The 16,127-nt window shown below is 36.8% G+C and carries 12 protein-coding genes; all 12 read right to left on the minus strand.

The genetic code is table 11. The annotated features are described in order from the left end of the window. Positions 1–42 precede the first annotated feature (42 nt). A complete protein-coding gene (locus U8526_RS07735) occupies positions 43–1,053 on the minus strand; it encodes a diacylglycerol kinase (protein WP_334341382.1) in 1,011 nt (336 codons plus the stop codon). Between the two features lie 12 nt (positions 1,054–1,065). After that, a complete protein-coding gene (gene gatB, locus U8526_RS07740; RefSeq protein WP_334341383.1) occupies positions 1,066–2,496 on the minus strand; it encodes an Asp-tRNA(Asn)/Glu-tRNA(Gln) amidotransferase subunit GatB in 1,431 nt (476 codons plus the stop codon). Continuing rightward, positions 2,496–3,953 carry an Asp-tRNA(Asn)/Glu-tRNA(Gln) amidotransferase subunit GatA gene (gene gatA / locus U8526_RS07745; protein WP_334341384.1) on the minus strand — a complete coding sequence of 486 codons (1,458 nt, stop codon included), beginning with the start codon at positions 3,951–3,953 and terminating at the stop codon, positions 2,496–2,498. Before gatA ends, gatB begins: the two co-directional genes overlap by 1 nt. Then, on the minus strand, positions 3,953–4,252 hold the full coding sequence (gatC, locus tag U8526_RS07750) for an Asp-tRNA(Asn)/Glu-tRNA(Gln) amidotransferase subunit GatC (RefSeq protein ID WP_334341385.1): 300 nt from the start codon (positions 4,250–4,252) through the stop codon (positions 3,953–3,955). The genes gatA and gatC overlap by 1 nt, the downstream gene beginning before the upstream one ends. A 12-nt stretch (positions 4,253–4,264) precedes the next feature. Beyond that, entirely contained in the window at positions 4,265–5,398 is a 1,134-nt protein-coding gene (locus U8526_RS07755; protein ID WP_334341386.1) for a CamS family sex pheromone protein, read from the minus strand. A 10-nt stretch (positions 5,399–5,408) separates the two neighbouring features. After that, positions 5,409–7,427, minus strand: a complete 2,019-nt coding sequence (ligA, locus tag U8526_RS07760) for an NAD-dependent DNA ligase LigA (protein ID WP_334341387.1) — start codon at positions 7,425–7,427, stop codon at positions 5,409–5,411. A gap of 14 nt (positions 7,428–7,441) precedes the next feature. Continuing rightward, on the minus strand, positions 7,442–9,661 hold the full coding sequence (pcrA, locus tag U8526_RS07765; RefSeq protein ID WP_334341539.1) for a DNA helicase PcrA: 2,220 nt from the start codon (positions 9,659–9,661) through the stop codon (positions 7,442–7,444). Between the two features lie 702 nt (positions 9,662–10,363). Continuing rightward, positions 10,364–11,659, minus strand: coding sequence for an adenylosuccinate lyase (gene purB / locus U8526_RS07770; RefSeq protein ID WP_334341388.1), 1,296 nt, complete (start codon positions 11,657–11,659; stop codon positions 10,364–10,366). 3 nt (positions 11,660–11,662) lie between these two features. Then, the gene (locus tag U8526_RS07775) at positions 11,663–12,793 is read right to left on the minus strand and encodes an ATP-grasp domain-containing protein (RefSeq protein WP_334341389.1); all 1,131 of its coding nucleotides are present in this window, start codon (positions 12,791–12,793) and stop codon (positions 11,663–11,665) included. Between the two features lie 19 nt (positions 12,794–12,812). Then, positions 12,813–13,394, minus strand: a complete 582-nt coding sequence (locus U8526_RS07780) for a xanthine phosphoribosyltransferase (protein WP_334341390.1) — start codon at positions 13,392–13,394, stop codon at positions 12,813–12,815. 52 nt (positions 13,395–13,446) lie between these two features. Beyond that, positions 13,447–13,929, minus strand: coding sequence for a glycoside hydrolase family 73 protein (locus U8526_RS07785; RefSeq protein WP_334341391.1), 483 nt, complete (start codon positions 13,927–13,929; stop codon positions 13,447–13,449). A gap of 926 nt (positions 13,930–14,855) precedes the next feature. Next, positions 14,856–16,055 carry an MFS transporter gene (locus U8526_RS07790; RefSeq protein WP_334341392.1) on the minus strand — a complete coding sequence of 400 codons (1,200 nt, stop codon included), beginning with the start codon at positions 16,053–16,055 and terminating at the stop codon, positions 14,856–14,858. Positions 16,056–16,127: the final 72 nt, after the last annotated feature.

Genomic DNA, 16,127 nt, shown 5'->3' on the forward strand with positions numbered 1-16,127 from the left:
AAAAAAGAAGTGTCCAAAACTGATACACTCCCAATTTCTTTTTTATTTCTTATCTTTATTCTTATTATCAAGATTTCGTTCTTCTTCGATAATCTTCTCGCCAGCATCTTTTTCGCTAAGCGTTGGAGTATCGAGTGCTTTAAGCGGAATTGAATCAACGTTAGCATAAATATTCAAATGATTATGCAAGTTGATAAATTCCATTGGTGCATCCCCACCATATTCACCATCAAGGTTGACCATCAAACGATTCTCATCATTAGCATGAACTGAGATTCGCTTAGTCTTAGTATAAATAACCTTAGGATTATAAACGTGACGACCACCGTTTAGAACTAAAGCAATTAAGTGAACTAAGTCTCTTAAATTAGTTTCCTTAACAATAATCAAAGAGAAAGTTCCATCGCCAATAACTGAATTAGGGGCAATTTGTTCCATACCACCGATTGAGTTAGTTAAACCAATTAAAAACATTGTGGCTTTACCATCAAAAACACCATCGTCATATTCAATGTGCATATCAATTGGACTAACTCGAGGTAACATTTCGGCACCTTTAACTAAGTAGGCCAAATAACCCAAAATAGATTTATAAGCTGACGGCACTTCATAGGTTAACTCAGTCATTGAGCCACCACCGGCAATATTAATAAAGTACTTCTTACCTGCTTGACCAATATCAACTGGTAATTTTTGACCCTTTAAAATAACTTTGGCGGCTTCGACAACGTCATCTCGTGGAATCTTTAAGGCACGGGCATAATCGTTAGTTGTTCCGGCGGGAATAATTGCCATTTCTGGACGTTTGTCCAAATCAGCAATCCCATTAACGACTTCGTTAATAGTTCCATCACCACCAGCAGCAACGATTAAATCGAAACCTTCTTTTGCTACTCTTCTGGCCTCATTTTTGGCTGAGTTCTTTTTCGGTGTAGTTCGGTAAGCACTAGCCTCATAACCAGCTTTTTCAATAATATTCAAAATGTCTCCAACATTACTGTTCATGGTCTCGTGACCTGAAGTTGGATTATAAATAAGTCTAGCACGACGCATATTTTTCCCTCACTAACGACTCTTTAACTCTTCCATCAATAGCTTATTAGCAACCTTTGGATTGGCTTGTCCATGTGTTTGTTTCATAATTTGTCCAATCAAGAAACCAACTGCACGATCTTTACCATTCTTGAAGTCATCAATTGATTGTTGATTATTATCAAGAATTTCTAAGATCATTGGCTTCAAGACAGCTGGATCAGACTCTTGAACAAGTCCCTTAGATTTAACCCATGCTTCAGGTTCTGTACCATTACTGATTGTTTCTTGGAAGACCTTCTTAGCAATCTTAGAAGAAATAGTACCATTTGAAATCAAATTGATCATCTTAGCTAAGTGTTCTGGTGTCAACTTAGTATCTAACAAACCAATCTTCTTTTCATTCAAGTAACCATTAACTTCACCCATCAACCAGTTAGAAACTAGTTTTGGATTAGCTTTGTATGAAACAGCTTCATCAAAGAAATCTGACATTTCCTTAGTATCTGTAAGAACGCCAGCATCATATTCAGGAATACCTAATTCATTGATATAACGTTCACGTCTCTTAGCAGCTGTTTCTGGCAAGCTAGCTTTAATTTCTGAGATCCATTCTGGTGAAATTTCATAATCAGGTAGATCTGGTTCTGGGAAGTAACGATAATCATCAGCACCAGACTTAACACGCATTAAGAATGTTTCGCCAGTCTTTTCATCAAAACGTCTTGTTTCTTGACCAATATGTCCGCCTTGCTTCAAGATAGCGGCTTGACGTTGTTCTTCATAAGCAAGACCAAGTTTAACGTGGTTGAATGAGTTCAAGTTCTTCAATTCGACCTTAGTACCATAATCCTTTGAACCTACAGGACGGATAGAAATATTGGTATCAACACGCATTGAACCTTCTTCCATCTTAACATCAGATGCACCAGTAAACTGAACAATCTTACGTAGGTTTTCTAGATATTGGTAAGCCTCTTCTGGTGAGTGCATATCAGGCTTTGAAACAATTTCAATCAAAGGAGTACCCTGACGGTTTAAATCAACATAAGAATAACCATTGTTACCGTGAGTATTCTTACCAGCATCTTCTTCGACGTGAAGTTCTTCAACACCGATTTTCTTCTTTTCACCATCAACTTCAATTTCGATGTAACCATCATGACCTAATGGCTTATCTTGTTGTGTAATTTGGTAAGCCTTTGGATTATCTGGATAGAAGTAGTTCTTACGATCGAAATGTGTGTGATGTTCAATTTCAGCATTCAAAGCTAAAGCTACCATGATACCTAAACGGTAGCCATTCTTATTTACAGTTGGTAATGTTCCTGGAAAACCAAAGTCAATAACGTTGGTATTGATATTAGATTCAGCACCATAAGCAACTGGTGAAGGACTGTACATCTTGGACTTTGTCTTTAACTCAACGTGGACTTCTAGTCCGATAGTTGTTTCAAAATTCATTAGTCTTCCCCCTTAAGTGCAGTTGGTATTTTTTCATAGAATTTGTTTTCTTCTTGCAATGCATAAGCAGCATTGAAGACAGATTGTTCATCGAATGGACGGCCAATGACTTGTAGACCAACAGGTAGTCCATCAGCAAAACCTGCAGGAACAGAAGCAGCTGGAAGACCAGCCAAGTTAGCAGGAATTGTCAAAATATCGTTCATGTACATTGCCAATGGATCATCAACTTTTTCACCAATCTTGAAAGCAGGTGTAGTTGTTGAAGGTCCCATGATCAAGTCATGATCTTTAAGAACGTCATTCATTTCTTTGATGAAGAGTGTTCTAACTTCAGCAGCCTTCTTGAAGTAAGCATCGTATGAACCAGCTGATAGGGCAAAAGTACCAAGCATGATACGACGTTTTACTTCGTCGCCAAAGCCTTCTGATCTTGACTTAACGAATAAATCCTTGATGTTCTTAACATCTTTAGCACGATAACCATATCTAACACCATCATATCTTTGAAGGTTAGATGAAGCTTCACTAGATGCTAAAACATAGTAAACTTCAACGGCATGCTTCAATGAAGGAAGACTAACTTCATCCACAGTAGCACCCATCTTCTTGTAAGCTTCAAGAGCTTTATTAACATTTTCTAGAACTTCTGGATGAGTTCCTTCATGCCAGAATTCCTTAGGAACAGCGATTCTTACACCGCTCATATCTTTACTTAAGTTAGCACGATAGTCAGGAACTGGTTTTTCAGAACTTGTTGAATCATGTTCATCATGACCAGCCATTACTGAAAGAACAGCAGCTGAATCTTCAACACGTTTAGATAGTACACCAACTTGATCCAAACTTGAGGCAAAAGCAATAACACCCCAACGTGATACACGACCGTATGTTGGTTTGATACCAAAAATACCATTAAAAGCAGCTGGTTGTCTGATTGAACCACCAGTATCTGTACCCAAAGCGGCCACAACTTCACCAGAGGCAACGGCAGCAGCTGAACCACCTGAAGAACCGCCGGGAACACGACTTAAGTCCCAAGGATTAACGGTTGTATCAAAATATGAAGTTTCAGTAGATGAACCCATGGCAAATTCGTCAAGGTTAGTCTTACCAATATCAACAGCACCAGCAGCTTCTAGTCTTTCCAAAACAGTAGCACTGTAAACAGGCATAAAGTTATACAAGATCTTACTTGCAGCAGTAGTCTTGATACCATTAGTTACAATATTATCCTTGAAAGCAATTGGAATACCTGACAAAGGTCCTTTAATACCTGCTTCATCGATCTTCTTAGCAGTCTCAGGAGCCTTGTCATTTACTGTAATAAATGTATTAAGTTTCTTTTCATTAGCATTGATCTTGTTGATAGCATCATTAGCTAATTCTTCAGCAGTTACATCTTTGTTGACCAATTTGTCATGCAAAGAAGCAATTGTTTCTTTTTTGATATCCACTATTCATCGTCCTCCTTGTCAACAATTGTTGGAACCTTGATAAGGTTATTATCTGTTTCAGGAACATTTTCAAGCATTTGTTCTCTAGTTTGAGTACGAATACCCTTATCTTCACGGAAGACAGTGTTAGTGTCACCCATATTGTATGTTGGTTCAACACCTGTTGTATCAACACTAGATAGCTTACTTTCCATATTAACGATCTTGTCTAATTGACTGACAAAACTATCAACTTCGCTATCTTCCAATTTCAAATTAGCCAAAGCGGCAACGTGCAAAATTTCATCTTTTGAAATCATAAGTTTCTCCTTTTAATCTGCATTATAAACGTGTGAATAGAACTTACCGTTATTCCTTGTAACAACAGCTTGTTGTTCATCAACGGTCTGGATATTAATATCTAGATCAGCTCCAGATGGTAGGTACTTCGAAGCACTCTGTTGAACAAATTGAGTAAAACTAGTGATTTGAGCCAAACCATCAAATTGAGTATTGATAGTTACATCCATTGACTTCAAATCAGTTCCATCATAATGTGCTTCTGCAGTTACACCGGACAAGTTAGGGAAATAATCTTGAATATTGTCTTTAAAGTTAGTAAAGGCATCCGAATCACCACTATTAATGGCACTTTCACCATTAACCGTTGGCAACATCTGATTCTTATAACCTAATGTCGACCAATTACCTAGAGTATCACTTTTACTAATAGCATATTGGAAATATGTTCCACCTACTAATGTATCCTCTGGAGCAACTGAATACAAACCAACAACAATCGGAATATTACCAACCTGTTTATCGGCTCTTAAACGTTTGACTACCTCTTGGGCAATCTTCTCGCCTTGTTCCTTTTGTTGCTCAGTACTGATAGTTGTCTTGTAAGTAGCACCATACTGTTTCTTTTGGTAATAATCGACTTTATTCATTGCAATACCGATCGACATCCCAGCTAATTTGTATTTACCATTTTGTTTAGTGAGGTAATCCTCTTCTAACATTTGTTGGAAATACATTGGTGCACGCTTATTCTCATCCTTTGAACCATTTGAGGCTGGATTTAAACCAATCGAGTTTTTCTTAGACTTTCTGGCCAACCACTTAGTTACGGTAGTAGCAGACAATACTTGACCCTCTTGGAAAACATATGAGTTAGTTGAAAATTGTTTCTTCGACAAACTCATCAAGCCACTTTCAAAACTTCTACTATTAAATTGGTTAGAATTATCAGCAGCAGTAATACCTGAAATGGGGCTAGTTTTATATTTTCCACCACTTAACAAAACATCATAACTACTTGAGTCAGATGATGAAGTCGTCTGAACTGTACTCTTACTTGTATCACCACCACCTGATGACAAACTCGAATTTTGTAGGTTACCACAGGCGGATAAAAGTAGTGCACACATCAGTAATAACGATGTAGTTTTTAAGAATTTTTTCAAAACTGTTCTCCTACTCTTTGTCATTATCCAAATAATCAGATAATGTTGTTTCATCAATAATCTCTGTTCCCAATTTTTGAGCTTTGGCTAATTTACTACCAGCTTTTTCACCAGCAATTAAAATATCAGTTTTCTTAGTCACTGAACTCGTAACGTTAGCACCAAGATTCTCCAAAATCTCTGACAATTGTGAACGTTTATAATCTTTTAAAGTTCCGGTTATAACAATTATTTTATCAGTAAAATGACTGTTTGTTTCATTAGAATTAGAACTACCAATAAAATTCATATTAACATTTACTGATTTTAGTTCATTTATCAACTTTTTAACATCATCATTTTCAAAATAAGTTGAAATACTATTAGCAATTATCTCACCCATAGTATTAACTTCAAGAATTTCTTCAGACGAAGCTTTCATTATACTATCTAAATCGCCAAAATGCTCGGCTAAAATTCTTGCGGCCTTAGCACCGACATGACGAATACCTAGACCAAACAACAATCTTTCCACTGAATTAGTTTTGGAATTATCGATAGCTGTTAATAAGTTGTTAATTGATTTTTCTTTAAAACCATCCAAAGTGGCTAGATCATCTGCCGTTAATTTGTATAAATCAGCGACATCTTTGATCAATTCTTTGGTATATAACTGTTCAATAATTTTAGGTCCTAACCCATCAATATTCATCGCATTTCTAGAAGCAAAATGAGTCAACTGTTCTTTGACTTGGGCCGGACACTTAGGATTAATGCAACGCAAGGCCACTTCATCTTCAAGATGAATCAACTTCGATCCACAATATGGACAGTGAGTAGGAATTTCAGCTGGTACAGAATCAGCTGGACGTTTACTCAATACGACTTGAGAAACTTCAGGAATAATATCACCAGCCTTATGGAGCAATACGGTATCACCAATACGAATATCCTTTTGACGAATCATATCTTCATTATGTAAGGTTGCACGTGAAACGGTCGTTCCTGCTAAACTTACCGGATCCATCACTGCTGTTGGTGTTAGGACACCAGTACGTCCAATGGTCCAAGTTATGTCATGAACAATTGATTCAGCCTGTTCTGGTGGGAACTTATAAGCAATTTCCCAGCGTGGAACTTTAACAGTATTTCCTAATTCACGTTGCAAAGCTAAATCATCAACTTTTAAAACGACACCATCAATTCCGTAATTAAGGTCATCCCTGATTTCACCATAATGTTCGATAAAATCTTTAACACCCTTCAAGCCAGTTGTTACTTGAGCCGTTGGATTAACATTGAAACCAAGTTCCTTCAGAGTTTCTAGAGCTTGATGTTGTGTCGTAACTTCCAATCCATCAAACGTAACGATCGTGTACATGAAAGTATCCAGTTTTCTAGAAGCGGTGATCTTCGGATCTAATTGACGAAGACTACCAGCCGCAGCATTTCTAGGATTAGCAAATACCTGATGTCCCTGACTTTCACGCTCCTGATTCAAACGTAAAAATTCTTTCTTAGACATAAAACATTCTCCACGAACTTCAATGGACAATGGGCGACTTAATTTTTGAGGAATATCTTTAATGGTTTTAACATTTTCAGTTACATTCTCACCAATAGTCCCGTTTCCACGAGTTGAACCTTGAACTAAGATACCATTTTCATAAATTAATGAAAGAGATAATCCATCAATTTTTAATTCAACATTATAATCAACCTCATGTCCAACATTTTTTTCAATTCGATCATTAAATTCTGCCAATTCAGACTCAGAAAAAACATCCCCCATCGATAACATAGGGATATCATGGGTTACTTTATTGAAATCTGGTAAAGTCTCGTCCCCTACCTCTTGCGAAGGTGAATCAGGAGTAACTAATTCCGGATACATTTTTTCTAATTCCAGCAGACGATTATAAAGCTTGTCGTAGACATTATCTTCAACTAAGGGAGCATCTTTTGTGTAATAAGCATCACGCCAACTATTCAGTTGGGGACGAATCTTGTCTAATTCTTGACTAGCTTGGGATTTGGTTATTTCAGCCATGCTCTCACCTCTTATTAATCAGTAACTTTTTTGATTGGTGCATATTCAGCCAACAGACGTTTAATGCCTTGGCTATCAAAGGCTACATCCAATTCAGCATTTTTACCATCACCATTAACTTTGACGACGGTTCCTTGACCCCACTTCTTGTGATCAACTTTATCGCCGACATTCCAATTTAACTTCTCAGCCCCTTGAGCACCTTTAGCTTTCAAAGTTGGTGAAGTAAAGGTTGCAGCTGTAGCAGCACGATGACGACGTTGACGATAAGTCTGTTTGCCACCACCAAGATTACCAGCATTAGTATTAACTGGTTCTAGTGCATCTTCATTGATTTCTTCAACAAAACGAGAAGTTGGATTATTCTGTGTACGTCCGTAAAGTGTGCGGCTATAAGCATTAGTTAAGTATAATCTCTTTTCAGCACGAGTGATACCAACATAAGCCAAACGACGTTCCTCTTCCAAATCGTCCTCTTTCAATAGTGAACGACCTAGTGGGAAGATGCCCTCTTCCATACCAACTAAGAAGACAACTGGAAATTCCAGACCTTTAGCAGCATGTAAAGTCATCAATGTAACTTCTGTTTGTTCTTCTTCAATATCATCTTGATCACTGACCAATGATAATTCAGTCAAAAATGTCGTTAAACGAGTTTCATCAACTTCAGGATCCGGTTCATAGCCTTGGTCAAATTGTGTCGTAACAGTCAAAAGTTCTTCAATATTTTCCACACGAGCTTGTGATTCCAAATTATTTTGTTGCTTCAAATCATCGATATATCCAGAATCTTCCAATAAGTGATTCATCAAAACAGTCATTGACTCAGTTTCAGCAAGCTCAGTTAAATCATCCATCACTTTAGCAAAGTGACCGATTGTTTTTCTAGGTTTAGCACCTAATGGCGATAATTCAATATTTTCTGCCGCCTCGAGTAATGACCAACTATGTTCATCAGCGTAGTTTTGTAATTTTTCAATCGTACCAGGACCAATACCACGTTTAGGACTGTTGATAACACGTTGAAAACTCATTGAATCATCATGATTAGCAACTAATCTCAAATAAGCTAAAACATCCTTGATTTCCTTACGGTCGTAGAACTTATGCCCACCGATAATCTTATAAGGCATATTGGCTTGCATAAGTTTCTCTTCAAATGTACGTGATTGCGCATTAGTACGGTAAAGCACCGCAAAGTCACCGTAGTTAAAGCCTTGTAACAATAGACTCTTAATTTGGTCGACGACGTACAAAGCTTCATCTGACTCATTTTGCCCACGGTAGAATTTGATCTTATCGCCGTCATTATTGTCAGTCCACAATTCCTTAGGCTTACGGTTAGAGTTGTGATTGATAACTTCGTTAGCGGCTTTCAAAATAGTTTTAGTTGAACGATAGTTTTGTTCCAACTTAATTGTCGTAGCTTCAGGATAATCTTTTTCAAAGTTCATAATGTTTTGAATGTTAGCACCACGCCAACCATAGATACTCTGATCAGCATCACCAACAACACAGACATTACGATACTTAGCACCCAGTTGTTTAACCAACTTATATTGAGCCTCATTAGTATCCTGATACTCATCGACGTGAATGTATTGGAATTTATCTTGATATTTTTCCAATACGTCTGGGTTTTCATCGAACAATTGACTAGTTGTCATGATCAAATCATCAAAATCAAGCGAATTGTTACGATCCATTGCCTTAGCATAGGCATCATAAACACTAGCAACTGTTTGTTCATAAGGACTAGCAGCTACTTGAGCATATTGTTCTGGAGTTTGCAATTCATTCTTAGCATTACTGATAGTCCCTAAAAGAGCTCTAGGATCATAACGCTTAGGATCCAGATTCATTTTTGTAAGAATCTGCTTCATCAAAGTTCTTTGTTCACTAGGGTCAGCAATCGTAAATGTCTTAGGCTTACCCATCTTATCAATATCTCTTCTTAAAATTCTTACACAAAGAGAGTGAAAAGTTGAAACCCACACATCACTGGCAGATTCGTCTAGTAATTTACCGATTCTTTCCTTCATTTCTTTGGCAGCTTTATTAGTAAAAGTAATCGCTAAAACGTGCCATGGCATAACATTTTTTTCTTCAATTAAGTAGGCCACACGGTGAGTTAAAACACGAGTTTTACCAGATCCGGCACCTGCCATAATCAAAAGTGGTCCTTCAGTAGCCTTAACAGCCTCTTGTTGTTCAGGGTTAAGACCTTTTAACATAGTTTCGTCCAATTTATAAATCCCTCAAATCTTTGTGTAAAAAATTTAGTTTAACTTAAAATAGCTGTTTATATTGTAGCAAATTTTTGTGTCTAGGGCGAAAAAGTACGGTCGAAATTAGAACGTATGTTTCTAGAAATTTGTAGGAATAGGGATATGCTTAGATTCCCGTCCTCCACAAAAACTGGGAATGCCTTGGAACGCTGCGGGCACGTTTTGAAACTAATTATTTTACACTTCGCGTAAAATAATGGATTTCCAAAATCGGCCTTATTGTAATCGGCAAAGCCGATAACAATAATATCGCGGCTGAAGGCATTCCCAGTTTTTGTTCCGGGCTAAAGAGTACTTCTATTGTGTAATCTGAAATAAATCATTAAATATTAATTATACTCATAACATTTCAAAACCAATATTACTGAATGGAAAATAATAGCACTGTAACTATTTTATTAAAAAATAAAAATTAGGATTGCATATCTTCATGATCAGAACAGTTAATTAACCCGGAATAAAAAAGCTGATTGGCTCAGTAGTGAAATTATCCTTAGCAATTTATTGCTTAGGATAAGATCGAACTTGGAGATCCATAATTTTTCATAAAATGAAAAATTATTAGCTTCAAGTCGATCCACTACGTTCCAGCCAAATCAGCTTTTTTATGGAGGGCGGCAATCAACCACCTATCCAAAAATTAAGTTTTTATTCTAATCCAACACGTTTGAAAATCTCGTCAACGTTACGTAAGTGCCAGTGATAATCAAAAGCATCATCCAAATCTTTTTCAGATAGCTTATCAGTCACACGAGAATCAGCTTCTAGCATAGTACGGAAGTCTTTCTTTTCGTCCCACGCCTTAGCAGTCATAGGTTGCACAATATCGTAAGCTTGTTCTCTGGCATAACCTGCTTCAACTAACTTAAGCAAGACACGTTGTGAGTAAATCAAACCGTGAGTAATATTCATATCTTCTAACATCTTGTCAGGGAAAACAGTAAGGTCTTTAGTAATCTTAGTAAATCTTCTTAAGATGTAATCTAACAATTCAGTTGTGTCAGGAATGATAACACGTTCAGCAGAAGAATGTGAGATATCACGTTCATGCCACAATGGAACATCTTCCAAAGCAGTAAAGGCATGACCTCTGATAACACGTGCCAAACCAGTTACGTTTTCTGAACCGATTGGGTTACGTTTATGAGGCATAGCACTTGAACCCTTTTGTCCAGCGGCAAAATATTCTTCAGCTTCTCTAACTTCAGTTCTTTGAAGATGACGTACTTCAAGAGCAAATCGTTCAATTGATGTAGCAATCAAAGCCATTGTTTGAATGTACTCTGCGTGAAGATCACGTGGCAATACTTGTGTTGAGATTTCTTGAGCACGAATACCTAATTTATCACAGACAAATTTTTCAACACTTGTAGGCACATTAGCATAACTACCAACCGCACCACTGATCTTACCCGCTTCAACGCCTTTAGCAGCATGATCGAAACGTTCAATATCACGTTTGATTTCAGAATACCAGTTAGCCAAAACTAAACCAAAAGTTGTTGGTTCAGCATGGACACCGTGAGTTCTACCAATCATAACAGTATCTTTGTATTCTAGAGCTTTTTGTTTAACTACTTCGAGAAATTCATTGAGATCTTCACGAATAATATCGTTGGCTTGCTTCATCAAATATCCATAAGCTGTATCCACAACGTCTGTGGAAGTAAGTCCGAAATGAACCCATTTTCTTTCAGGTCCTAAATAACGTGAAACATCTCTGGTAAAAGCAACTACATCGTGCTTTGTTTGTTTTTCGATCTCAGCAATTTCAGCTACATCAAACTTAGCATTTTGAGCAATTAACTTAGCATCTTCAGCAGGAATTTCGCCTTCTTTACTCCATCCTTCGACAGCGGCAATTTCTACTTCAAGCCAAGCCTGAAATCTGTTTTGGTCAGTCCAAATTGGTTTCATTTGTTCAGTTACATATCTATCAATCATGAATTATTCTACTCTCCAAATATTAGTTGTTAAGATATCATTTTTTAATTCTTCTATATCATCGGAAAAAATTGAAATATATCCGACATCTCTGTCAGCTTGATTCTTAGCTTTAAAACCTGTGTAATAGTTAAATTTCCATTGTGCTTTCTCCTGAAGTAGATCCAAACTCTGCGGTAAGTTGCCCTCGATGATCTTCAAGGTTGCCGCATTGACCATTGGAAAAATTTCAGGAATTGGCCAATCGCAAATAGCTCTGATATGTAATTCGAACTGGGAAATACCGGTAGCTTCCTGATAAACATTAGCGGAATAATTAATTCCTGGGAAAATTCTTTTGACATACAAGACGCCGGAATCGGATAAGATGAATCCAATTCCAAATATTCCGACATAGTTAATATTCTGTGCCACTAACAAAGCTACTCGTTGCATCTCCGCTTCAACATCTGGATTGTTCTTCTTGTATATGAAGGAACTCATCAGATGTTCACCATCATAAATCTCTTGAACCATTGGGAAAGTATGGATCTTTTGATCTTTACTCTTACTTACCATAATGGAATACTCAGTCTTTGTTTCAATCCAAGCTTCCAAAATGTAAGTCCCATCTTTTAACAATTTTTGAACACGTTCAACGTCATCGTAATTGTAAATAATATGACGTTTCAACACGTTCTGATTCTTCTGAATTGGTTTTAAGATACAAGGAAAACCAATCTCATCAATTGCATGTTTAATGTCATCAACGGTCACAATCGAGAAAAATGGTGGAACGTTTATATTTAAATCATTTAAAAAGGTTCTTTCAATATAACGATCTTGAACAATTTCCAGTAGATCAGAACCCTGCGCAACATCAAAATTCTTTGCGAGTTCCTTTAGAACACTACTGTCAAAATTCTCATCCATATATAAAAGAATGTCGCTTCTATGGCCCAACTCACTTAGATTCTTACTGTCCTCTAATGTACCGACCAAATAACTGTCAGCAGCCTGTGTAGCAATATCCTTTTCTTCAGACGTTAAAAGCATGGTCCTAAAGCCCATTCTCTTAGCTTCCAATTCAAAAATATAAGTTTCACTGCCGCCGCCAATTATTCCTAATGTCTTACCGGGCGCAATAAAAGTCATAATTCCACCTTCTTAATTTCTAATCGTCTTCTTCACCGAAGACCACTTGTCCATTCTCAAAAGCTGTAATTCTTGCCAATGAATAAATTGGTGTACCAGTTTTGTCGATCATTTGTCTTCCCTTTTGGAAAGATTTTTCGATCACAATACCGATACCTGCCAATTGAGCACCAGCAGCTTCAATAATTGTATTCAAACCATTTACAGCTTGACCATTAGCCAAGAAATCATCAATAATCAAAACTTTATCACTACTTGAAAGATACTTCTTAGCAATACTGATGTGGTTAGAAGTCTTCTTTGTAAATGAATAAACCTCTGATGAATAAAGATCGTCGCTCAATGTCACAGATTTGTGCTTTCTAGCAAAAACAACTGGTACTTGGAATTTCAAACCAGTCATAACAGCTGGAGCAATACCTGAAGATTCAACTGTCAAAATTTTGTTGATGCCGGCATCTTTAAAATGTTCGTAAAACTCTTCGCCCATTTTTTCCATTAACATTGGGTCAATTTGATGGTTTAAAAAACTATCAACTTTAAGTACATCCTTACCAAGAACGCGACCATCTTTTTTGATTCTTTCTTCTAATTCCTTCATTACTTTCTCCCTCATTTAATAAGAATAATTAGAGTCTATCATACTTTGTTTTTTACTTGATACCTTCATCGTACTTTTTAAGATTATATTTTTGTATAATCCGAATAATTTTACTTGTATATCCCGGATCGGTCGCATATCCATCAGTTTGCAATGCGACTGCTGCATCAATATAATCCTTCGATTGTAGAACTTGCTTGTATTGTTGCGAATTCCACGACGTACCATTAACTAACAATTTAGTATGATCTTTCATCGACTCACGAAAATCCGAATAAACTCGGAAACGTCCATTGATTGTTACCCACTGGCCATCAGTATATTCTTTCGTCTGCAAAACTTTAGTATTGGAAGGGTCGTCCCCTTTGATACCAAAGTAATTGTTATATTGACTAGCTAAAGTACTGGAGCCCCAGTCACTTTCTAAAATAGCTTGGGCAATCGTAATACTAGGTAAAACTCCGTAAGTCTGGCCTAACTCGACCGCATACGGCGAAACTTTTTTTATGAATGCTGCGTGACTTTGCTGAACCATTTCAACTTGCGTTTCTCTTTTGTACTGGACATATCGCCTGTATCCAAAGAAGCTGATAACAAATACAGCAACAATTGCTAATAAAATTAAGGTCGTATTATTATTTTTTCTACTACGCTTACGCCGATAATTCCGGTGCACTGTGTATCTTCTCTTTTGTGGCAATTGATCTATCCCTTTTAAGTTTATTAACTCTAATTATAGCCGATAACTTTGAAATTTTTGTGATTTGAAAAATAATTTTACAAATCATTTAAATTCATAAATTCAATTGTAATTAATATCAACTATTGTAAGTTAAGGATGCCCGTCGGCAGTAGAAAATCTGTGGGCTTGGAATGCGGTGGACACGGCTTGAAGCTAATAATTTTTCACTTCGCGAAAAATCATGGATCTCCAAGTCCGGTCTTCTACTAACCTTGCTTCGCAAGCTAAGTAGAATTTCGCCACTTAGGGCCCACAGATTTTCTACTACCGACTATATTTCTGATTCTATTATTATTCACTAAAACTGCAGTATTTAGATAGTCTATAATTCCACGTCACCAGATAAAAATCACGTATATACATATTAGAAACACAAAGAAAACTGGCTCAACACTGAAATCTGCCTTAGCAGTTTATTGGTTCTTAAAAAAGTTTGGTTAAAATAAATATTAACAAAATAACTGTAATTCACTGTCTTGCTATCTAAATATTTTAAAACGTACAAACAATAGAAGCACCCTTTAGTCCTCCGCAAAAATTGGGAATGCGTTCAGCCATGAGATCATTGTTACCGGCTTTGCCGGTTACAATGAGGCCGACTTCGAAGATCCATTATTTTACGCGAAGTGTAAAATAATTAGCTCCGAATCGTGCCCATAGCGTTCCAACAGCATTCCCAATTTTTGCGGAGGACGGCAATCAACCACCTATCTCTCAATCTAAGTTTCTGATTCAGCCGCATGTTGTTTTGAATAGATCAACCAAGATACTAAAGCTAGAATCTCAATTATAGCCGAAAACAGAAAAATACTCTTATATCCAAATCCAGTCGCTATCACAGCTGCCAACATAGGGCCTAGGACATTTCCCATTGCCTGTGCTGATTGATTATAACTGAAAATTCGTCCAAAAATAGAATTAGGGACATTTTGTATAGTTAGAACTTGAATCGAGGGTATCAATGCAGCATCAGAAATTCCTAAAACGAACCGCAGTACTACCAATTCCCAGATATTTTGAACCATACTTGTTAAAATTAAACAAACAATTGCTGACGTTAAAAATATCAGCATACTTTTTAAGGCGCCCAATTTATCAATTAATCGTCCCACTAAACTAGCCATAACAATTGTTGCTAATCCTGGTGCTGCCGAAACTACTCCCGTAATAATCACCAAATTATTGCTACCAGAATCAATCTCTCTGACTAATAAACTGATCATTGGTGTAATTGCATTAGTCGTCACTTGAACTGCTAAGAGAGACCCAAACAAGGCCAAAAAGAATTGCCAACCTATCTTCTTCATAATAGGTAGAACTGGTTGTAATTCTTTTTTAGTAATGGGTACAAAATCCTCTTTTACTCCAATTAATGTGATTAAAAAAACTATTGCCATCAAAAAACTGGTAACAAAGAAAGCTCCTCGATAACCAACGCCTGTAGCTAAAAAACTGCCTATTAAAGGTCCAATCAATAATCCGGTGATATCACCAGTAATCAATTTGCTCATCACTCGGCCACGAATTTCTACCGGAGCTGAAACCGACATTAATGCATTGGCGTTATTAATATATCCGGAGAAAGCTCCTTGCATTGCTCGAAAAAATAAAAGAAACCAAACATTTGGAGATAAACCGACCATAAAAATTGTAAAAGTCATAACTCCTGATGCTCGCAAACACATTAATTTTCTACCTTTAAGATCGGCTAGTTTACCCCAAAGTGGTGAAACTAGAGCTTTACTTAGGTAGGTTAATGAGAAAGCCGCTGCTCCTAAAAGATTTAATTCTGCTTTATTAAAATCACCAAGTGTTTCGATGAATAAAACAATAAAAGGCAAAGTCATTGCATTTCCTAAACCAGTTATCAAACTACCAAACCAAAGTATTCTAAAATTTCTCTTCCAAGTTACCTGCATTACTCATCGTCCTTAATTTTTAAATATTAATGATAGACTAGCAATGTATAGATACTGTAAATTTTATGTAAA

Source organism: Companilactobacillus sp. HBUAS56275, from assembly GCF_036913655.1.
In the GTDB taxonomy this organism is placed as follows: Bacteria; Bacillota; Bacilli; order Lactobacillales; family Lactobacillaceae; genus Companilactobacillus; species Companilactobacillus pullicola.